This window comes from Microbacterium sp. 13-71-7 (assembly GCF_002257455.1).
Classification (GTDB): Bacteria; Actinomycetota; Actinomycetes; order Actinomycetales; family Microbacteriaceae; genus Microbacterium.
This window is the reverse complement of sequence record NZ_NCKN01000015.1, coordinates 1-19,399: the sequence shown is the minus strand read 5'-3', so window position 1 is coordinate 19,399 and position 19,399 is coordinate 1. Positions and strand designations below refer to the sequence as shown.

At 69.8% G+C, this 19,399-nt stretch carries 19 protein-coding genes and 2 tRNA genes; 2 read left to right on the top strand and 19 right to left on the bottom strand.

What is annotated here, in order from left to right; all coding sequences use genetic code 11:
• Positions 1-128 precede the first annotated feature (128 nt).
• The 5 genes from B7X32_RS02740 to B7X32_RS02720 all read right to left on the bottom strand — a co-directional run bounded on the left by B7X32_RS02740 (position 129) and on the right by B7X32_RS02720 (position 3,811).
• The gene (locus tag B7X32_RS02740; RefSeq protein WP_292715684.1) at positions 129-779 is read right to left on the bottom strand and encodes an ATP-dependent Clp protease proteolytic subunit; all 651 of its coding nucleotides are present in this window, start codon (positions 777-779) and stop codon (positions 129-131) included.
• Between the two features lie 17 nt (positions 780-796).
• On the bottom strand, positions 797-1,387 hold the full coding sequence (locus B7X32_RS02735) for an ATP-dependent Clp protease proteolytic subunit (RefSeq protein WP_292715681.1): 591 nt from the start codon (positions 1,385-1,387) through the stop codon (positions 797-799).
• 80 nt (positions 1,388-1,467) lie between these two features.
• Positions 1,468-1,962 carry a tetratricopeptide repeat protein gene (locus B7X32_RS02730; protein ID WP_292715675.1) on the bottom strand — a complete coding sequence of 165 codons (495 nt, stop codon included), beginning with the start codon at positions 1,960-1,962 and terminating at the stop codon, positions 1,468-1,470.
• A gap of 85 nt (positions 1,963-2,047) precedes the next feature.
• On the bottom strand, positions 2,048-3,550 hold the full coding sequence (gene tig, locus B7X32_RS02725) for a trigger factor (protein WP_292715672.1): 1,503 nt from the start codon (positions 3,548-3,550) through the stop codon (positions 2,048-2,050).
• 187 nt (positions 3,551-3,737) lie between these two features.
• Positions 3,738-3,811, bottom strand: a tRNA-Pro gene (locus tag B7X32_RS02720).
• 131 nt (positions 3,812-3,942) lie between these two features.
• On the opposite strand from B7X32_RS02720, the gene B7X32_RS02715 reads away from it, so the two are divergent.
• A tRNA-Gly gene (locus tag B7X32_RS02715) sits at positions 3,943-4,016 on the top strand.
• 92 nt (positions 4,017-4,108) lie between these two features.
• The gene (locus B7X32_RS02710; RefSeq protein WP_292715669.1) at positions 4,109-4,477 is read left to right on the top strand and encodes a hypothetical protein; all 369 of its coding nucleotides are present in this window, start codon (positions 4,109-4,111) and stop codon (positions 4,475-4,477) included.
• Positions 4,478-4,591: 114 nt separating this feature from the next.
• Here B7X32_RS02710 and B7X32_RS02705 read toward each other — a convergent pair whose 3' ends face one another.
• The 14 genes from B7X32_RS02705 to B7X32_RS02640 all read right to left on the bottom strand — a co-directional run.
• A complete protein-coding gene (locus tag B7X32_RS02705; protein WP_292715667.1) occupies positions 4,592-4,948 on the bottom strand; it encodes an RNA polymerase-binding protein RbpA in 357 nt (118 codons plus the stop codon).
• A complete protein-coding gene (gene secG, locus B7X32_RS02700) occupies positions 4,948-5,196 on the bottom strand; it encodes a preprotein translocase subunit SecG (RefSeq protein ID WP_251441808.1) in 249 nt (82 codons plus the stop codon). The genes B7X32_RS02705 and secG overlap by 1 nt, the downstream gene beginning before the upstream one ends.
• A gap of 98 nt (positions 5,197-5,294) precedes the next feature.
• Entirely contained in the window at positions 5,295-6,086 is a 792-nt protein-coding gene (gene tpiA / locus B7X32_RS02695; protein WP_292715662.1) for a triose-phosphate isomerase, read from the bottom strand.
• The gene (locus tag B7X32_RS02690) at positions 6,077-7,303 is read right to left on the bottom strand and encodes a phosphoglycerate kinase (RefSeq protein WP_292715659.1); all 1,227 of its coding nucleotides are present in this window, start codon (positions 7,301-7,303) and stop codon (positions 6,077-6,079) included. Before B7X32_RS02690 ends, tpiA begins: the two co-directional genes overlap by 10 nt.
• Before the next feature lie 10 nt (positions 7,304-7,313).
• Positions 7,314-8,324 (bottom strand): type I glyceraldehyde-3-phosphate dehydrogenase, encoded by a 1,011-nt coding sequence (gap, locus tag B7X32_RS02685; RefSeq protein ID WP_292715656.1) that lies wholly within the window; start codon positions 8,322-8,324, stop codon positions 7,314-7,316.
• 100 nt (positions 8,325-8,424) lie between these two features.
• Positions 8,425-9,051 carry a superoxide dismutase gene (locus B7X32_RS02680; RefSeq protein WP_292715653.1) on the bottom strand — a complete coding sequence of 209 codons (627 nt, stop codon included), beginning with the start codon at positions 9,049-9,051 and terminating at the stop codon, positions 8,425-8,427.
• Between the two features lie 197 nt (positions 9,052-9,248).
• Positions 9,249-10,226 carry a DNA-binding protein WhiA gene (whiA, locus tag B7X32_RS02675; protein WP_045272521.1) on the bottom strand — a complete coding sequence of 326 codons (978 nt, stop codon included), beginning with the start codon at positions 10,224-10,226 and terminating at the stop codon, positions 9,249-9,251.
• Positions 10,227-10,312: 86 nt separating this feature from the next.
• The gene (gene rapZ / locus B7X32_RS02670; RefSeq protein WP_292715649.1) at positions 10,313-11,182 is read right to left on the bottom strand and encodes an RNase adapter RapZ; all 870 of its coding nucleotides are present in this window, start codon (positions 11,180-11,182) and stop codon (positions 10,313-10,315) included.
• A gap of 27 nt (positions 11,183-11,209) precedes the next feature.
• On the bottom strand, positions 11,210-13,222 hold the full coding sequence (gene uvrC / locus B7X32_RS02665) for an excinuclease ABC subunit UvrC (protein ID WP_292715647.1): 2,013 nt from the start codon (positions 13,220-13,222) through the stop codon (positions 11,210-11,212).
• Positions 13,222-16,140 carry an excinuclease ABC subunit UvrA gene (gene uvrA / locus B7X32_RS02660; RefSeq protein ID WP_292715646.1) on the bottom strand — a complete coding sequence of 973 codons (2,919 nt, stop codon included), beginning with the start codon at positions 16,138-16,140 and terminating at the stop codon, positions 13,222-13,224. The genes uvrC and uvrA overlap by 1 nt, the downstream gene beginning before the upstream one ends.
• A 9-nt stretch (positions 16,141-16,149) precedes the next feature.
• Positions 16,150-16,752: a hypothetical protein gene (locus B7X32_RS02655; protein ID WP_292715643.1), complete on the bottom strand. Its 603-nt coding sequence runs from the start codon at positions 16,750-16,752 to the stop codon at positions 16,150-16,152.
• On the bottom strand, positions 16,749-18,056 hold the full coding sequence (locus B7X32_RS02650; RefSeq protein WP_292715640.1) for a DUF58 domain-containing protein: 1,308 nt from the start codon (positions 18,054-18,056) through the stop codon (positions 16,749-16,751). The genes B7X32_RS02655 and B7X32_RS02650 overlap by 4 nt, the downstream gene beginning before the upstream one ends.
• A complete protein-coding gene (locus B7X32_RS02645) occupies positions 18,053-19,051 on the bottom strand; it encodes a MoxR family ATPase (protein WP_292715637.1) in 999 nt (332 codons plus the stop codon). Before B7X32_RS02645 ends, B7X32_RS02650 begins: the two co-directional genes overlap by 4 nt.
• Positions 19,048-19,399: hypothetical protein (locus B7X32_RS02640; RefSeq protein ID WP_292715634.1), on the bottom strand; the 352-nt coding region annotated here is incomplete at its 5' end. The genes B7X32_RS02645 and B7X32_RS02640, both read right to left, overlap by 4 nt.

Genomic DNA, 19,399 nt, shown 5'->3' with positions numbered 1-19,399 from the left:
ACCACACGCACGCGCACGAAACTGCTCATATGAGCAATCGCCCTCGCTCACCCGCGCAACCGGAGCGGGGACGCGAGAGGGCGGCCCGGAATCGGATCCGGGCCGCCCTCTCGCGGCATGTCAGCAGGTCAGCTCAGCGACTGACGCTTGCGGCTCGTCAGCACCTGGTCGACGATGCCGTACTCCTTGGCCTGCTCTGCGGAGAGGATGTTGTCGCGATCGATGTCGCGGTTGACCTTCGCCACCGGCTGACCGGTGTGCTTGGCCATCGTCTCCTCCAGCCAGGTGCGCATGCGCAGGATCTCCGCCGCCTGGATCTCGATGTCCGAGGCCTGCCCCTGGCCGGCCTCGCCCATCGCGGGCTGGTGCATCAGGACGCGCGCGTTCGGCAGCGCGAGACGCTTGCCTGGCGCACCCGCCGCGAGCAGGACGGAGGCGGCCGAGGCCGCCTGCCCCAGCACGACCGTCTGGATCTGCGGAGCGACGTACTGCATCGTGTCGTAGATCGCGGTCATCGCCGTGAAGGATCCGCCGGGCGAGTTGATGTACATCGTGATGTCGCGCTCGGAGTCCTGGCTCTCCAGGACCAGCAGCTGCGCCATCACGTCATCGGCGGACGCGTCGTCCACCTGCACGCCGAGGAAGATCACGCGGTCCTCGAACAGCTTGTTGTAGGGGTCCTGGCGCTTGAAGCCGTACGCGGTGCGCTCCTCGAACTGAGGAAGGACGTAGCGGCTCGAGGGCAGGGTGCCGGCGGACCGGAACGTGGGTGTGTACATGGGTGTCCTCTCCAGCCTTACTTGTCCGCGCCCGTGCCGCCGCCGCCGTGCACGTCACTGGCGTGCTCGCGCATGTGGTCGACGAAGCCGTAGTCGAGAGCCTCGGAGGCGGTGAACCAGCGGTCCCGGTCGCCGTCCTCGTTGATCTGCTCCACCGTCTTGCCGGTCTGCGCGGCGGTGATCTCGGCGAGGCGCTGCTTCATCGACAGGATGAGCTGCGCCTGCGTCTGGATGTCGCTCGACGTGCCGCCGAAGCCGCCGTGGGGCTGGTGCAGCAGCACGCGCGCGTTCGGCGTGATGTAGCGCTTGCCCTTGGTGCCGCTCGTCAGCAGCAGCTGACCCATCGAGGCCGCCATGCCGATGCCGACCGTGACGATGTCGTTCGGCACGAACTGCATCGTGTCGTAGATCGCCATGCCCGCGGTGATGGATCCGCCGGGCGAGTTGATGTAGAGGTAGATGTCCTTCTCTGGGTCCTCTGCGGCGAGAAGGAGGATCTTGGCGCAGATCTCGTTGGCGTTCTCGTCCCGCACCTCGGATCCCAGCCAGATGATGCGATCCTTCAGCAGCCTGTCGAAGACGCTCGTCGCGACCAGGGGTTCAGCCATTTCAGCTCCTGTTTCCGTGTTCGGTGTTTCGAATCTACCGGCGACAACGCACGCGCCCGGCCGTGTTCGCCGTCGGCATATCAGGCGTCGTCGCCCGCGATCTCGTGGGCGTAGGCGGTCATCGACCGGTGATAGCGGGGCATGTGCGGAACCAGGGCCAGGATCGCGACGCCCAGCCCGCGCTCGGGGTGCCCGGCACTGGCCAGCGCGAGCGCGTGCATCGCGGCGATCGCGTCGCGGTAGACGGATTCGGGGTGCGCAGCGTGCTCGGCCTCGATGAGCTCGAGGGCGCCCTGCACGTCGCCGAGGTTGCGCAGCGAGCTCGCGAGCTGGATGGTGGCCTGGGCGCGGCGGTCGTCGTCCAGACCGAGCTCGAGCGCACGCCGGTAGAGCGGGACTGCCTCCTCTGGACGCCCCGCGGAGTCGCGGGCGCCGGCGCGCTCGAAGGCGGCATCGGCGTCATCGGGTCCGCGCTCGGCGGCGAGCGCGTCGATCCGCGCGATCACCTGGTCGTCGACGAGACCGCCCGCGGCGGCCTCCCAGACGGCGTCGATCCGCTCCTGCCAGTCGTCCATGTCTGTCCTCGGTCTCGTGTTCGGTGGGTGCGAAGAGGGCGGGTGCATGATGCACCCGCCCTCTTCCGGATCGTGGATCCGGTGCTTACTCGGCGTCAGCGGCCTTGTCGGCCGCCTTCTTGGCCGGGGCCTTGCGCGCGGCCGGCTTCTTGGCCGCAGGCTTCTCCTCGGCGGCCTTCTCCTCGGCCGGAGCCTCGTCGGCGTCGGCTGCCTTCTTGGCCGGAGCCTTCTTGGCGGGAGCCTTCTTGGCCGGGGCCTTCTTCGCGGGCTTCTCCTCAGCCGGAGCCTCGGCAGCGTCCTCGGCCTCGTCGTCGGTGGCGACGAATCCGGTCAGGTCCACGGCCTTGCCGTTGGAGTCGACCACGGTGACCTTGCCCAGCGCGACCGCGAGGGCCTTGTTGCGGGCGACCTCGCCGACCAGGACGGGCAGCTGGTTCGCGGACTGCAGCGCCTCGACGAACTCCTGCGGAGCCATGCCGTACTGCGCGGCCGACTGGATCAGGTACTGGCTGAGCTCGTCCTGCGAGACCTGGACGTTCGCGTCCTCGGCGATCGAGTCGAGCAGCACCTGGGTGCGGAACTGCTTGGTGCTCGCCTCGGTGACCTCGGCGCGGTGCTCGTCGTCCTCCAGGCGGCCCTCGCCCTCGAGGTGGTTGTGCACCTCGTCCTCGATGAGCTGCGGCGGAACCGGGATCTCGATCTTCTCGAGCAGGGTCTCGATGAGCTTGTCGCGCGCAGAGGAGGCCTGGGCGAACACGCCCTGCTGCTCGACCGACTCGCGCAGGCTGTCGCGCAGCTCGGCGATCGTGTCGAACTCGCTCGCGATCTGCGCGAAGTCGTCGTCCGCCTCGGGCAGCTCGCGCTCCTTGACGGCCTTGACCGTGACGGAGACCTCGGCGTCCTCGCCCGCGTGGTCGCCACCGACCAGCTTCGAGCGGAACGTGGTGTCCTCACCCGCGGTGAGCGAGTCGATCGCGTCGTCGATGCCCTCGAGCAGCTCGCCGGAGCCGACCTCGTAGGAGACGCCCTCCGCGCGGTCGATCTCGGCGCCGTCGATGGCGGCGACCAGGTCGAGCTCGACGAAGTCGCCGCTCTTCGCGGGACGGTCGACGGGGACCAGGGTGCCGAAGCGGGCGCGCAGGCGGTCGAGCTCTGCGTCCAGAGCGGCCTCATCGGCCTCGATGGCGTCGACGGTCACGGTGATGCCGTCGAGCGACGGGACCTCGATCTCGGGACGGACATCGACCTCGACCTCGACCTTGAGGTCGCCGGAGAAGTCCTTCTCGTTCGGCCACTCGATGACCTCGGCCGAGGGACGACCGACGATGCGGAGGTTGTGCTCGAGCGACGCCTCGCGGAAGAAGGTGTCCAGACCCTCGTTGACGGCGTGCTCGATGACGGCGCCGCGGCCGACGCGCTGGTCGATGATCGGCGCGGGCACCTTGCCCTTGCGGAAGCCGGGGATCTGCACGTCCTGCGCGATGTGCTCGTACGCGTGCGCGATGCTGGGCTTGAGGTCCTCGGGGGTGACCGTGATGTGCAGCTTGACCCGGGTCGGGGCAAGCTTCTCGACGGTGCTGTTCGCCATGCTGGTGTGCTCTCCTTGTGAATGTCCCGCGTGTATCGCGACGCGGTTGTGAGGTCTGGGGGCTCGTCCGACCCTGCGGGTCGGCCTTCGCACTGGGCGCATCTCCGGACGCTTCTCCGCCGGAGCCTCGCCTGTCGGCCTCGGACAGCGACGCGAGCGATCCGTCGGATCACTCTCGTCACTGCTGTCGGGGCGACAGGATTTGAACCTGCGACCTCCCGCTCCCAAAGCGGGCGCTCTACCAAGCTGAGCTACGCCCCGGGTAGGAACCCGCGCGCGCGGGAACGGCCTTCACGAGTCTAACGGAACAGAGCACCCTCGCCAGTCAGGTATGCTCGTGGATGTCCCGCGGCGTTGCATCGCGGGTCCGGCTCCTCGCCCGGCGAGGATCCGGGGCTGTAGCTTAATGGTAAAGCCTCTGTCTTCCAAACAGATGACGCGAGTTCGATTCTCGTCAGCCCCTCCACGTCTCCCTCCCCTCCTCCGCCATGGGATCTCCGGTCGCCGTCGCGCTCCCTGGTCCACGGCGTAGAGTTCGCTGCGTCGAAGGGAACGGCCATGGAGATCACCCCCGCGCGCATCGCATCGCTCGAACCGGACGAGGTCTTCGTCTTCGGGTCCAACGCCGAAGGGCAGCACGGCGGCGGTGCCGCCCTCATCGCGTATGAGAGCTTCGGCGCCGTGTGGGGCGAGGGCCACGGCCATCACGGCCAGACGTACGCGATCGACACCATGAGCGGGCTCGACGTCCTCGCCGCCGAGGCGGAGAGGTTCGTGGCGTACGCCTCCGCGCACCCCTCGCTGCGTTTCCTGCTCACCCCCGTGGGGTGCGGAATCGCGGGCTACACGCCCGCCGAGGTCGCACCGCTGTTCACCGGGCTCCCCGCCAACGTCACCCGTCCGGCGGCCTTCCTCCCGTACCTCTGAGGCCGATGCCCGCGTCGTGCGGGTCTCCTCGCCCGTGCCGGCGCCGCACCGACCGGGATACGACGAGAGCCCCCGCCGAAGCGGGGGCTCTCGTGTGCGTGCGTGCGGGAGGCGTCAGGCCTGTCCGCGGCGCTCGCGCAGCTGTGCGAGGGCATCGCCGAGAAGCTGCTCGGCCTCCTCGTCGGTGCGGCGCTCCTTCACATAGGCGAGGTGCGTCTTGTAGGGCTCCGCCTTCGCGATCTCGGGCGGGTTCTCCTTGTCGCGTCCGGCCGGCAGGCCGGAGTGCGGGTGGTCGATGATGTCCGGGATCTCCTCCTCGGGCAGGCCCGCCGCGAAGTACCGGACGGTCTCGTTGCCGAGTCCGTCCCAGTACGAGATCGCGATGCGGTCGGCGTGATAGCCGTGGTCCTGCTCGCCCATCGGGCCGGATCCGACCCTCGTTCCTCGGATCGCGTTGCCGCCGGTCGCCATCAGATCGCCTCGAATTTCGTGATCAGGCCGAGTCCCACGACCGCGACGAACCAGACCAGCGCCAGCACGACCGTGAACCGGTTGAGGTTCCGCTCGGCGAGACCGCTGGACCCCACGGCGGAGGACATGCCGCCCCCGAACATGTCGGAGAGGCCTCCGCCGCGCCCCTTGTGGAGCAGGATCAGAAGGGTCAGCAGGACGCTGGTGATGCCCAGCAGCACCTGCAGGATGAACTGGAGAATATCCACGGATCGGCCTTTCGCTCGGGCCCGCACGGGCGTGCGGATCCCGGGTAACGGTCAATTATACGTCGAGACGTCCCCGCCCCTCGGGGCGGGGACGCGTGTCACACTCCGACGTGCTTCTGATAGCGCACGATCGCGGCGAACTCGTCGACGACAAGGCTCGCCCCGCCGACCAGCGCACCGTCCACGTCGGGCTCGCGCATGAACCCGGCGATGTTCGCCGACTTCACCGATCCGCCATAGAGGATCCGGGTGCGCGCCGCCGCCTCGTCGCCGAGGACCTTCGCGATCACGCCGCGCAGAACGGCGCAGACGTCCTGCGCCTGCTGCGGAGTCGCGGCCTGGCCCGAGCCGATGGCCCAGACGGGCTCGTATGCGACGACGATGTCCGCCTTCGCGTCGAGACCCTGCAGCGCCGCCTCGAGCTGACCGGCGGGAACGGCGCTCGCGCCGAACTTCTCCAGGTCCTCCGCCGTCTCGCCGACGCAGACCACGGGCACCAGGCCGTGCTTGATCGCGGCCTTGGTCTTGGCCGCGACGACCTCATCGCTCTCGGCGTGGTATTCGCGCCGCTCCGAGTGGCCGATGATGACGTAGCTCGCGTCCAGCTTGGCCAGGAACGCGCCGGAGATCTCACCGGTGTACGCGCCAGAGTCATGCTGCGACAGATCCTGCGCGCCGAACGCGAACGGGATCTTGTCCGCGTCGATCAGCGTCTGGACGCTGCGCAGATCGGTGAACGGCGGGAACACCGCCACCTCGACCGTGCCGTCCTCGTGCTTGGCGTCCTTGAGCGTCCAGTGCAGCTTCTGCACGAACGCGACCGCCTGCAGGTGGTCGAGGTTCATCTTCCAGTTGCCCGCGATCAGCGGGGTTCTGTTGTTCACACCCATCCGAGGACCTCCAGTCCGGGGAGCTTCTTGCCCTCGAGGAACTCGAGGCTCGCGCCCCCGCCCGTCGAGATGTGACCGAACTGGTCATCCGCGAAACCGAGCTGACGCACGGCTGCGGCGGAGTCGCCGCCACCGACGACGCTCAAACCGTCGGTCTCGGTCAGCGCCTGCGCGACGGCCTTGGTGCCGGCGGCGAAAGCGGGGAACTCGAACACGCCCATGGGCCCGTTCCAGAACACGGTCTTGGATCCGCGGATCGCATCCGCGAAGCGTGCCGCGGTGTCGGGCCCGATGTCGAGCCCGATGCCCGAGGCGCCGAAGGACGTCGCCTCGATCGCGTCGGCGGCGGCGACCTCGTGAGCCGCATCGGCGGAGAACGATGCCGCGACCACCACGTCGGTGGGGAGCACGAGCTCCACGCCGCGCTCGGCCGCTTCGGCGATGTAGCCGCGCACGGTGTCGAGCTGGTCCTTCTCCAGCAGGCTGGAGCCGACCGCGTGGCCCTGCGCCGCGAGGAACGTGAACAGCATGCCGCCACCGACGAGCAGGCGGTCGACCCGCGGCAGCAGGTGCGAGATCACGCCGAGCTTGTCGGAGACCTTCGATCCGCCGAGCACCACCGTGTAGGGGCGCTCGGGGTTCTCGGTGAGGCGGTCGAGGACCTTGAGCTCGGCCTCGATGAGCAGTCCGGCCGCGGACGGCAGGATCTGCGCGAGGTCGTAGACGCTGGCCTGCTTGCGGTGCACGACGCCGAAGCCGTCGGAGACGAGCGCGTCGCCGAGGGCGGCGAGCTGCTCCGCGAAGGCATGGCGCTCCGCGTCGTCCTTCGACGTCTCCCCCGGGTTGAAGCGGAGGTTCTCGAGCACGACGACGCCACCGGGCTGGAGGGTCGCGACGGCTTCCTGCGCCGAGGCGCCGACGGTGTCGGCCGCGAACGCGACCGGCTGCTCGAGCAGCTCGCCCAGGCGGGCCGCGACCGGCGCCAGGCTGTACTGCGGGTCGGGGGCGCCCTCAGGACGACCGAGGTGGGAGCACACGATCACGCGGGCCCCCTGGTCGATGAGGGCCTTGAGGGTCGGCACCGACGCTCGAACACGGCCATCGTCCGTTATGACGCCGTCCCGCAGGGGGACGTTGAGGTCACAACGGACGATGACACGGGTTCCTTCGAGCGAACCGACCGATTCCTTCAGGGATTCGAGGGTGCGCAGAGTCATGGATATGAGCTTAGAGCCGCTCGGCCACGTACTCGGTGAGGTCGACGAGACGGTTCGAGTAGCCCCACTCGTTGTCGTACCAGCTGGAGACCTTGACCAGGTTGCCGGAGACGTTGGTGAGCGTCGAGTCGAAGATCGACGAGAAGGGGTTGCCCTGGATGTCGCTCGAGACGATCTGGTCCTCGTTGTACTGCAGGTAGCCGTTGAGGCGACCCTCGGCGGCGGCCTTCGCGTACGCGGCGTTGACCTCGTCGACCGTCAGGTCCTCGCGCTCCGTGATGAGCGTCAGGTCGACGATCGAGCCGGTGGGGACGGGCACGCGGTAGGAGGAGCCGCTGAGCTTGCCGTTGAGCTCCGGCAGCACGAGGCCGATGGCCTTGGCCGCACCGGTCGAGGCCGGGACGATGTTGATCGCGGCGGCGCGGGCGCGGCGCAGGTCGCTGTGCGGGCCGTCCTGCAGGTTCTGGTCGGCGGTGTAGGCGTGCGCGGTCATCATGAAGCCGCGGACGATGCCGAACTCGTCGTTGAAGACCTTGGCCAGCGGCGCGAGGCAGTTGGTGGTGCAGGAGGCGTTGGAGATGATGTGGTCCGTCTCCGGGTTGTAGGTCTCCTCGTTGACGCCCATGACGATGGTCGCGTCGTCGCCCGTCGCGGGGGCGGAGATCAGCACCTTCTTGGCGCCGGCCTCGATGTGCTTCTTCGCGAGCTCGGCCTTGGTGAAGAACCCGGTCGACTCGATGACGATGTCCACACCCAGCTCGCCCCAGGGGAGGTTCGCGGGGTCGCGCTCGGCGAACGCCTTGATGTGGTGGCCGTCGACGGTGATGCTCTCGTCGTCGTAGCTCACGTCGGCCTTGAGCACGCCGCCGACGGAGTCGTACTTCAGCAGGTGCGCGAGGGTCTTGTTGTCGGTGAGGTCGTTCACCGCGACGATCTCGAGGTCGGCACCCTGCTCGAGGGCTGCGCGGAAGTAGTTGCGTCCGATTCGGCCGAAGCCGTTGATACCGATCTTGACAGACACGAAAGTCTCCTGGTTCTTACTCAAGGAAGTGCGTGATTCTTGCGGATTGCACGGACAACGGCGTCCTGATGGGTTTTCTGCCCATCAGGACGCCCATCTTTTACGACAGTACCAGCAGTCCGTTGGTCTTCTCGCGCGCGGCGGCGAAGCGCAGGGCGACGTTCTCCCAGTTCGCGATGTTCCACGCGGCCTTGACGTAATCGGCCTTGACGTTCAGGTAGTCCAGGTAGAAGGCGTGCTCCCACATGTCCAGCTGGAACAGCGGCACCGTGCCCTGCGCGGTGTTGCCCTGCTGGTCGAACAGCTGCTGGATGATCAGGCGGGCGCCGATCGGGTCCCAGCTCAGCACGGCCCAGCCGGAGCCCTGGATGCCCATGGCCGCGGCGGTGAAATGCGCCTGGAACTTCTCGAAGGATCCGAAGAACTCGTCGATGGCGGCCTTGAGCTCGCCCTCGGGCTGGCCGCCGCCGTTCGGCGACAGGTTGGTCCAGAAGATCGAGTGGTTGACGTGTCCGCCGAGGTTGAACGCGAGGTCCTTCTCGAGCTTGTTCACGTTGGCCAGGTTGCCGCTCTCGCGAGCCTCGGCGAGGGACTCGAGGGCCGCGTTCGCTCCGGCGACGTAGGCGGCGTGGTGCTTGTCATGGTGCAGCTCCATGATCTTGCCGCTGATGTGCGGCTCGAGGGCCGCGAAATCGTAGGGAAGGTCGGGCAGCGTGTAGATCGCCATGTCGATTTCATCCAATCCGCGCCGCGCTCGCGGCGCTTGCCGGTCCCCCGGAACGCGGTGGTGCGCACGGGGCGGACGTCTTTCATCCTAATGACGGCAACGCGCGGATTGTCCGGAACCTTCCGGATGTGACGACGACGAGGGCCTGCGTCCGGGCGTGTTTCCACAGACCGGAACGCAGGCCTCGATACGGCGGGTCAGACGTCGAGACCGGCGGGCACCGCGGCCTCGGTGCCGGGGATCCCCTCGGTCTGCGCACGCTTGTCGGCCATCGCGAGAAGGCGGCGGATGCGGCCCGCGACGGCGTCCTTGGTGAGAGGCGGGTCGGCGTGGTGGCCGAGCTCGTCGAGGCTCGCGTCGCGGTGTGCGAGACGCAGGGCGCCGGCCGTGCGCAGGTGCTCCGGCACGTCCTCGCCCAGGATCTCCAGGGCACGCTCGACGCGGGCGCAGGCGGCGACCGCGGCCTGCGCGGATCGGCGCAGGTTGGCGTCGTCGAAGTTCACGAGACGGTTGACGCCCGCGCGCACCTCGCGGCGCTGGCGCATCTCCTCCCACGCGGCGGCGGTCTTGGAGGCGCCCATCAGGGCGAGCACGGCGCGGATGCCCTCGGGCTCGCGGATCACGACGCGCGGCATGCCGCGGACCTCGCGCGCCTTCGCGGCGATGCCGATGCGGTGCGCGGCGCCGACGAGGGCCATGGCCGCCTCGGACGACGGGCAGGCCACCTCGAGCACGGCGGAACGGCCGGGCTCGCTGAGGGAGCCGGCGGCGAGGAAGGCGCCGCGCCACAGGCCGGCGAGCTCTTCCCTGGATCCGGTGGTGAGACGGTTCGGCAGGCCGCGCACGGGGCGGCGGCGCTGGTCGAGCAGACCGGTCTGGCGGGCGAGGGTCTCGCCCGCCGCGATCACGCGCACGGCGAACTTGGCGCCGTCGTGGCTCGACGCGCCCTGGATCGGGGCGATCTCGGGACGCACTCCGAACAGCTCGGCGAGGTCGCGCGCGACGCGACGTGCGAGCAGTTCCGCGTCCACCTCGGCCTCGACCGCGATGCGGTTGGCGATCTGGTGCAGCCCCCCGGCGAACCTCAGCACCGCCGTCACCTCCGCGACGCGCACCGAGGGGGGTGCGTTCCGGATGCTGACGAGCTCGGCCTTGACGTCGGTGGTGAGTGCCACGGGTCTCCTTCTCACGGGCGGCGCCGGATCTCGGCACAAGGGATCAGCTTACCCGGCCGCGGCGCTCACCACCGGCCGGGCCCGCCTCACTCTCGCCCGAGATCGCGGTGACGGACGGTCACCGCGATGCCGGGGATCTGTCCCAGACGCGCGGCGAGCTCTTCCACCATCGCCACCGAACGGTGCTTGCCGCCCGTGCAGCCGATGGCGACCATCGAGTGGCTCTTGTTCTCTCGCTGGTAGCCCTCCAGCACCGGACGCAGCGCTGCCGTGTAGGCGTCGAGGAACTCCTGCGCGCCGTCACGGGTGAGGACGTAGTCGCGGACCTCGGAGTCGAGACCCGTCGATCCGCGCAGCTCGTCGATCCAGAACGGGTTCGGCAGGAAGCGCATGTCGGCGACGAGGTCCGCATCCGAGGGCAGGCCGTACTTGAAGCCGAAGCTCATGACCGTGAGCTTGTGGCGTGCGGCGCCCTCCTCCGCGAACACCTCGTTGACCTTGGTGGCCAGCTGGTGCACGTTCAGGTTCGACGTGTCGATGATGATGTCGGCGGCTTCGCGCAGAGGCGCGACTCTGGTGCGCTCGGTGCGGATGCCGTCGAGCAGGGTGCCGTCGCCCTGCAACGGGTGCGGGCGCCGGACGGACTCGAAGCGTCGCACCAGCACGTCGTCGACGGCGTCGAGGAACACCACCTGCACGGATCCGTGCTCGCGGAGCGCACGCGCCACACCAGGGAACCCGTCGAAGAGGTCGCGCCCGCGCACGTCCACGACGGCGGCCACCTTGGGCAGTGCCGCACCGCCGAGGTTGGCGAGGTCGAGCAGCGGGCGGAGCATCTGCGGCGGCAGGTTGTCGACCACGTACCAGCCCAGGTCCTCGAGAGCGTTCGCGACGGTCGAGCGCCCGGCGCCCGACATTCCGGTGACGATCAGGAACTCACCCTGGTCGGCGCTCATCTGCTCTCCTTCTCGCTCGCGTCCAGCCTAGCCAGTAGCCGCGGTCTCCGAGGCATCGGAATCGGATCCGGCGCCGACGAGCACGGAATCGGGGCCGCCCGCGGATTCGGACGCCTGTGCCGAAGGGCCGGCGAGGTGGGCGCGGATCGCCTCTGCGAGGGCCGGTCCGATCCCCGGCACCTCCTGGATCTCCGCGGACCCCGCGCGCCGCAGCGCGGCGACAGAGCCGAAGTGCCGCAGCAGCGTCTTGATCCGTGCGGCGCCGAGGCCGGGGACCTCGCCGAGGATCGAGGCGATGTCGCGCTTGCGGCGCTTGCGCTGATGGGTGATCGCGAACCGGTGCGCCTCGTCGCGCAGACGCTGGACGAGGTAGAGGGCCTCGCTCGTGCGAGGCAGGATGACGGGGTACTCCTCCCCCGGCAGCCACAGCTCCTCGAGCCGCTTGGCGATGCCGCACAGGCCGATCTCGGTGCGGCCGGCGTCGCGCAGAGCGCGCGCCGCGGCCTCGACCTGCGGCTTGCCGCCGTCGACGATGAGCAGTTGCGGCGGGTACGCGAAGCGCGGCTTGCGGCGCTCCGTCACGACCAGCTCCTCCGACTCGCCCAGGTCGTCACCGGCATCGGCGATCGCTGCCGTGACCTCGACCTCCTCCGGGGCGTCGATGTGGGCGAGGCGCCGACGCAGCACCTGGTACATGGAGTCGGTGTCGTCGGTGGTCTCCGCGATGTTGAACGAGCGGTACTGGTCCTTGCGCGGCAGGCCGTCCTCGAACACGACCATCGAGGCCACCACGTTCGTACCGCCCAGATGCGAGATGTCGAAGCACTCGATCCGCAGCGGTGCCTCGTCCAGGCCGAGCGCGTCCTGAAGATCGGTGAGCGCCTGCGTGCGCGTCGAGTAGTCGCTGGACCGGCGCGTCTTGTGGCGGATCAGCGCCTGCTGCGCGTTCAGCGTGGCATTGCGCATGAGCTCGGCGCGCTGACCGCGTTGTGCGACCGCGATCTCGACCTTCTTGCCGCGTCGCGCGCGCAGCCACTCCTCGAGCTCCGCGGCATCGTCCGGCAGCGCCGGCACCAGCACGCGCCGGGGCACCTGCTCCCCGCTCGCCTCGCCGTAGGTGCGCTGCAGGATCTGGTCCACGAGCTCGGCGCCGGAGATGTCGATCTCCTTGTCGAGCGTCGACGCGCGCACACCGCGCACGCGTCCACCGCGGATCACGAAGTGCTGGATCGCGGCGGACAGCTCATCCTCGGCGATGCCGAACAGATCCGCGTCCTCGTCCTGCGGGAGCACCAGGGCGCTTCGGCCCAGCACCGCGTCGATCGACGCGAGCTGGTCGCGGTACTTCGCCGCGCTCTCGTAGTCCATCGCCGCCGACGCCTCGTGCATGCGCCGGGTCAGGTCGCGGGTGAACCGCTCGTCCCCGCCCTCCATGAATGCGATGAAGTCGTCGACCATGGCGCGGTGCTCTGCGATCGAGACCTTCATCGAGCACGGTCCGCCGCACTTGCCGATCTGGCCGGGGAAGCACGGGCGCCCGGTCTGCATCGCCTTGCGGTAGCTGGCGTCGCTGCACGTGCGGATCGGGAACACCTTGATCATCAGATCGATGGTGTCGTGCACAGCCCACACCTTGGGATAGGGCCCGAAGTACTTGGCGCCGGGGATCCGCCGGTTGCGCGTGACGATCACCCGCGGCGCCTCGTCGGCGAGAGTGATGGCCATGAACGGGTAGGACTTGTCGTCCTTGTAGCGCACGTTGAACGGCGGATCGAACTCCTTGATCCACATGTACTCGAGCTGCAGCGAGTCGACGTCCGTGGGCACGACCGTCCACTCCACGGACGCAGCAGTGGTGACCATCCGCCGGGTGCGCTCGTGCAGAGTGCGCAGCGGCGCGAAGTAGTTCGACAGCCGCTGACGGAGGTTCTTCGCCTTCCCGACGTAGAGCACCCGCCCCTGGGCGTCGCGGAACCGGTACACGCCGGGGTCGGTGGGGATCTCCCCCGGTCTCGGCTTGTACGGGAGTTGTTCTGCCATCAACCCGCCTTGCGCTCGAGAACCCGCCGTGCTCCGGGACGTCCCGCGGCGATGGCGCCGTCGAGGACCTCCGCGAGGAACGCGCCGGTATGGCTGTCGGCGTTGCGCGCGACCTGTTCCGGCGTACCGGTCGCGATGATCTGTCCGCCGCCCGATCCGCCCTCGGGGCCGAGGTCGATGACCCAGTCCGCCGACTTGATGACGTCGAGGTTGTGCTCGATCACGATGACCGTGTTGCCCTTGTCCACGAGGCCGTTCAGCACCTCGAGGAGCTTGCGCACGTCCTCGAAATGCAGACCCGTCGTCGGCTCGTCGAGCACGTAGATCGAGCGCCCGTTGCTGCGGCGCTGGAGCTCGGTGGCGAGCTTGACGCGCTGCGCCTCGCCTCCGGAGAGCGTCGTCGCCGACTGACCCAGCCGCACGTACCCGAGCCCCACGTCGACGAGCGTCTTCATGTAGCGGTGGATCGCCTGGATCGGCTCGAAGAACTCTGCCGCCTCCTCGATGGGCATCTCGAGCACCTCGGCGATGTTCTTGCCCTTGTAGTGCACGGCCAGGGTGTCTCGGTTGTAGCGCTTGCCGTGGCAGACCTCGCAGTCGACGTAGACGTCGGGCAGGAAGTTCATCTCGATCTTGATCGTGCCGTCGCCGGAGCACGCCTCGCAGCGCCCGCCCTTGACATTGAAGCTGAACCGGCCGGGCTGATAGCCGCGCACCTTCGCCTCCGGCGTCTCGCTGAACAGCGTGCGGATGCGGTCGAACACCCCCGTGTAGGTCGCAGGGTTCGACCGCGGGGTGCGACCGATCGGCGCCTGATCGACGTGCACGACCTTGTCGAGGTTGTCGAGCCCGGTGACCCTGACGTGCTTGCCGGGGACCGTGCGTGCCCCGTTCAGCCGCGAGGCGAGCACACGGTAGAGGATGTCGTTCACGAGGGACGACTTCCCGGATCCGCTGACGCCGGTGACCGCGGTGAGCACGCCGAGCGGGAAGTCCGCCGTGACGTTGCGGAGGTTGTTCTCCTTCGCGCCGACCACGCTGAGCATGCGCTTGCGGTCGATCCGGCGGCGCTTCTTCGGCGTGAGGATCTCCCGACGGCCCGCGAGATAGTCGCCCGTCATCGAGGACTTCTCGCGCAGCAGCGCCTCGTACGGACCGGAGTGCACGACCAGGCCGCCGTTCACGCCGGCGCCGGGGCCGATGTCGACCACCCAGTCCGCCGCCTCGATCGTCTCCTCGTCGTGCTCGACCACGATGAGCGTGTTGCCCAGGTCGCGGAGCGTCAGCAGCGTCTCGATGAGTCGCCGGTTGTCGCGCTGGTGCAGGCCGATCGACGGCTCGTCGAGCACGTAGAGCACTCCGGTGAGTCCGGATCCGATCTGCGTCGCAAGGCGGATGCGCTGCGCCTCCCCGCCGGAAAGGGATCCGGCCGAGCGGCTCAGGTTCAGGTAGGACAGCCCGACCTGCAGCAGGAAGTCGAGCCTGAGGCGGATCTCGCGCAGCACCTGCGCGGCGATCTTCGCCTCGCGCGGGGTCAGCTCGAGGAGCTGCATGAACTCCTGCGCCTCGGCGAGGCTCTTGTGGGAGACCTCGGCGATCGAATGACCGTGCACCTGCACGGCGAGCACCTCGGGCTTGAGGCGGTCGCCGTCGCAGACCGGGCACGGCACCTCGCGCAGGTACTCGCCCCAGCGGCTGCGCTGGGTGTCGCTCTCCGCCTGCTGGTACTGGCGCTCGATGTACGGCACCACGCCCTCGAAGCCGGACGAGTACCGCATCTCACGGCCGTACCGGTTCTTCCACTTCACGGTGACCTTGTAGTTCTCGCCGTGCAGCACCGCCTCCTTCACGTCGGAGTGCAGATCCTGCCATGGCGTGTCGAGCGAGAAGTCGAGGTCGACGGCGAGCCCCTCGAGGAGGCGTTCGTAGTACTGGAACAGGCCCTTGCCCTGGGTCGTCCAGGGGATGATGGCGCCCTCGCGGATGGACAGCGACTGGTCGCCGAGCATGAGGTCGGAGTCGACCGACATCCGGGTGCCGAGACCCGAGCAGGCCGGGCATGCGCCGAACGGCGCGTTGAAGGAGAAGGTGCGCGGCTCGATCTCGGTGAGCGTGATCGCGTGCCCGTTGGGGCAGGCCAGCTTCTCGGAGAACGACTGCCAGGCGTCGTCCCCCTCCTCGTCCACGAAGTTCACCTGGATGACGCCGCCGGCGAGTCCGAGCGCCGTCTCCACCGAGTCGGTGACCCGGCCCAGGATGTCGGGGGCGGCCACGAGGCGGTCCACGACCACGCCGATGTCGTGCTTGTAGCTCTTCTTCAGCACCGGAGGCTCCGCGAGCTGCACGAGCTCGCCGTCGACGATCGCGCGCGCGTAGCCCTTGGCGCCGAGCTCACGGAACAGGTCGACGAACTCGCCCTTCTTCTGGCTCACGACCGGTGCGACGATCTGGTACCGGGTGCGCTCCGGCAGCTCCATGAGCTGATCGGCGATCTGCTGCACGGTCTGACGCTGGATCCGCTCGCCGCACTGCGGGCAGTGCGGCACGCCGATGCGCGCCCAGAGCAGACGCATGTAGTCGTAGATCTCGGTGATCGTGCCGACCGTCGAACGCGGGTTGCGGTTGGTCGACTTCTGATCGATCGACACCGCGGGGCTCAGCCCCTCGATGAAGTCGACGTCCGGCCGGTCGACCTGACCGAGGAACTGACGGGCGTAGGCGCTGAGGGACTCGACGTAGCGGCGCTGCCCCTCGGCGAAGATCGTGTCGAAGGCGAGACTCGACTTCCCTGACCCGGAGAGGCCGGTGAAGACCACGAGGGAGTCGCGCGGGATCTCGAGGTCGACGTTGCGGAGGTTGTGGACACGAGCGCCTCGGACGCTGAGTCTTCCAGGGCTGGTTACGGGTACGATCGGCACCCGTCAAGTCTAGGAGCGGCCACCGACATTGGCTCCGGGGGCGGCGGCGGGCGACGACCCACCGGGCTCGACAGCGCTGCGGGATGCGGGCCTCCGGCCCGGATCCGGCCCCAGCGAGACCCGCAGCGCGAACGCGCTCGCGCCTGTCAGCACGGCGGCTCCGAGCGGCGCCAGCCAGGCGAAACCCGGTCCGTTCAGGGGCGGCACGGCGAGCGCCATGAGCGCCGCGACCGTCTGCGCGATCGCCTGGATCACCAGCAGCCGGCGGACGCCGGGCAGCAGCACCGACGGCCGGATCCGCGAGCGCCATGGCACCGCCCAGGACCACGAGGCGAGCACATGGGCGGCGTGCACGAGCAGCACGACCAGCGCGGTGCGCCACGCCGACTGCTCGGTCAGCACCAGTCCGAGGGCGATGCAGGCGATGCCGAGCCACGAGGCCATCGAACGGGGGACGATGACGGAGAGCAGCGCCGCCGCCCCGGCGACCCACCACCACAGCGGATAGGGGTTCAGCAGCAGCGCTCCGCCCAGGATGACGACCGCGGTTCCGATGCGCAGCACGGGCGCCGGGATCGCGCCCGGCACCGTCAGCTCGTGCGGTGTCCTCATCTCCGCACCCCGCGTCCTCGGTCGCGTCGCGCGATGCGGGCCGCGATCCGGAGGGCGGCCATCGGATCGTGCGCATCCCAGGAGACGACGTCGACCCCCGCGCCTCGCAGGTCGTCGAGCACGCCGGTGCGCTCGAGCAGGAGCGTGCGCATCGCGAGGCTCTGCGCGGCGCTGAGCCGCTGCGTCCGCGGCGTCGGAAGCACGTCGATCGCGACGACGGCCTGACCGCCGGCGCTCCACCGCAGCGCCAGATCGGCCGCGGCCCCGTCGAAGAACGTCGACAGCACGAACACGATCGACCCCGGGGGCACGGGCGGCGTGCGCCGATAGCGCGTGCCGTCGCCGTCCGCACCGGTGCCGGCGATCACGCCGCGCAGCCGCTCGAGATGACGGGCCCCGGATCCGCTGCGCAGCGTGCGGCCGCCCGGCGAGAGCGCGTGGAACGCGACGCGGTCGCCGGCCTCGATCGCCGCGCTCGCGAGCGAGAGCGCGGCCTCCCGTCCGAGATCCATCGAGGTGGGCCCGCTGCGCCCGGTCGCGCCGCTCCCCCAGGTCGCGACGACCGCGCCGAGGTCGTCGGCCGTGTCCAGTGCGATCACGACGGCGCTGTCGCTCAACGCGTTGGTCCGGCGCACGAGCAGATCGCCGGGGCGCCGCGCCGCCCGCGCCGTCGCCCGCCAGTCCACACGGCGCAGCTCATCGCCCGGTGCGAACGGATGGATGTCGCGGAAGTCGCCTCCGCTGCCGCCGCGCTGCCCGTCGTGACCGCCGTGCAGGCCGATCAGCCGCGCCGAGAGCGGGAGCTCGGCGATCCTCCGCGCGCGCGGAGACGCAGCCCACACGGCGGACACGCGCGGCGTCGGCGCGCTCGCCCAGGCGCCGTCGTGGTGCAGCGCACGGGCGGTCACGGCGAGGGCCTCGGACGGGCCGGAGTGCAGGATGCGGGTGCGGGAGCGCGCCGCCTCTCCTGCGCGCGTCTCCGCCTCGCCCGTGCGCTCGCCTCCCTGGTCGACCGCGAGCTGCATCCACTCCGCGTCCGTGCCGACCTCCACCACCCCCGCGACGGAGTCCGCACCCGCCGCGGCGTCCAGGCTCAGCGCGATCTCGACGACCTCTGCGCGCGGCGGGCGGAGCAGCGCCCACACCCCGGCGAGCGCGAGCGGGAGCCCCGTCGCGATCACGTCGGGGCGACCGAGCACGAGGCCGGCGCCGGCGAGGAGCACCGCTCCGCAGAACGCCGCGGCGAGGACCGGCGTGCGCTGCCATGACAGCGGCGCGCGCAGCGTCGAGCGCGTCCCGATCATGGGCGGATCGCGCCCGCCTCGGCCACCGTCGGAGGGACGGGCGTCGCGCTCACGACCGCACTGACGACGCCCGCGGGGTCCACCCCCTGCGCCCAGGCCTGAGGTGTCAGGGTCAGCCGGTGCGCGAGCACGGGGACCGCGATGCGCTTGACGTCGTCCGGACGCACGTAACCGCGCCCCTCGATGGCGGCGACGGCCCGCGCCAGCAGGATCAGCGCCTGGGATCCGCGCGGCGAGGCGCCGACCGCCACGTTCGCCGCACTGCGGGTGCCTCGGACGAGGTTCACCGCGTAGCGGATCAGATCGTCCTCGACGTGGATCCGCTCGACCGCCGCCTGGAGGGCGATCAGCTCCGTCGTGTCGATCACGGCGTCCACGTCGGTGTGCTCGCGCTGGCGCCGGATGCGCTGCTCGACGATCCCCGCCTCGTGCTCGGGTTCGGGGTACCCGACGGCCAGGCGCACCATGAAGCGGTCCAGCTGGGCTTCGGGCAGTGCGTACGTGCCCTCGTACTCGATGGGGTTCGACGTCGCGATCACGTGGAAGGGCTCGGGCAGCGCATATCGATGTCCTTCGACGGTCACCTGGCGCTCCGCCATCGCCTCCAGCATCGCGGACTGGGTCTTCGGGGTCGTGCGGTTGATCTCATCCGCGAGCAGCAGGCCGGTGAAGATCGGCCCCGGACGGAATCGGAAGTCTCCCGAATCGGGCGCGTACACGAAGGATCCGGTGACATCGCCGGGGAGCATGTCCGGGGTGCACTGCAGCCGGCGGAACTCCAGCCCGAGTGCCGCGGCGAGGCTGCGCGCCGCGAGCGTCTTGCCCAGACCGGGGACGTCCTCGAAGAGCACGTGGCCCCCGGCGAGGATCGTGGCGAGCGCGAGCGTGAGCGGTTCGTCCATCCCGACCACGGCCGTGCGCACGCCGTCGAGCACCCGGGACGCGGTGCGGGTGAGGGCGGCGATGTCGCCGTCGCTGGTCTGATCGATGTTCATGCTCTCTCCGGGGTCGACGGGACGGGCGGGGATTCCAAGGCGCGCAGGAGCCGGTCGAGGTCGGGGCTGCGCATCTCGGCGACGGTGAGGGCGGCGTGCGCTCCCGGGCCGAGGATCGTGTCGACCGCGTCGGCGTCGGCCTGCTCGAGCGAAAGGCCGTGCTCGCGCAGCCGTCGATCCGCGAGCGCCGAGACGCGGCGGCGGAGCGGGATCCCCACGACTCCGGTGCGCGCGTCAACGGCCCACGCGAGCCGGGACACGTCGGAGCCGCGGGGGAACCGCTCCGGGGGCGGAGGGGGCCACGGACCCGACTCGTCCAGGAAGCTCTGCTGCGCGATGAGGAGCGCG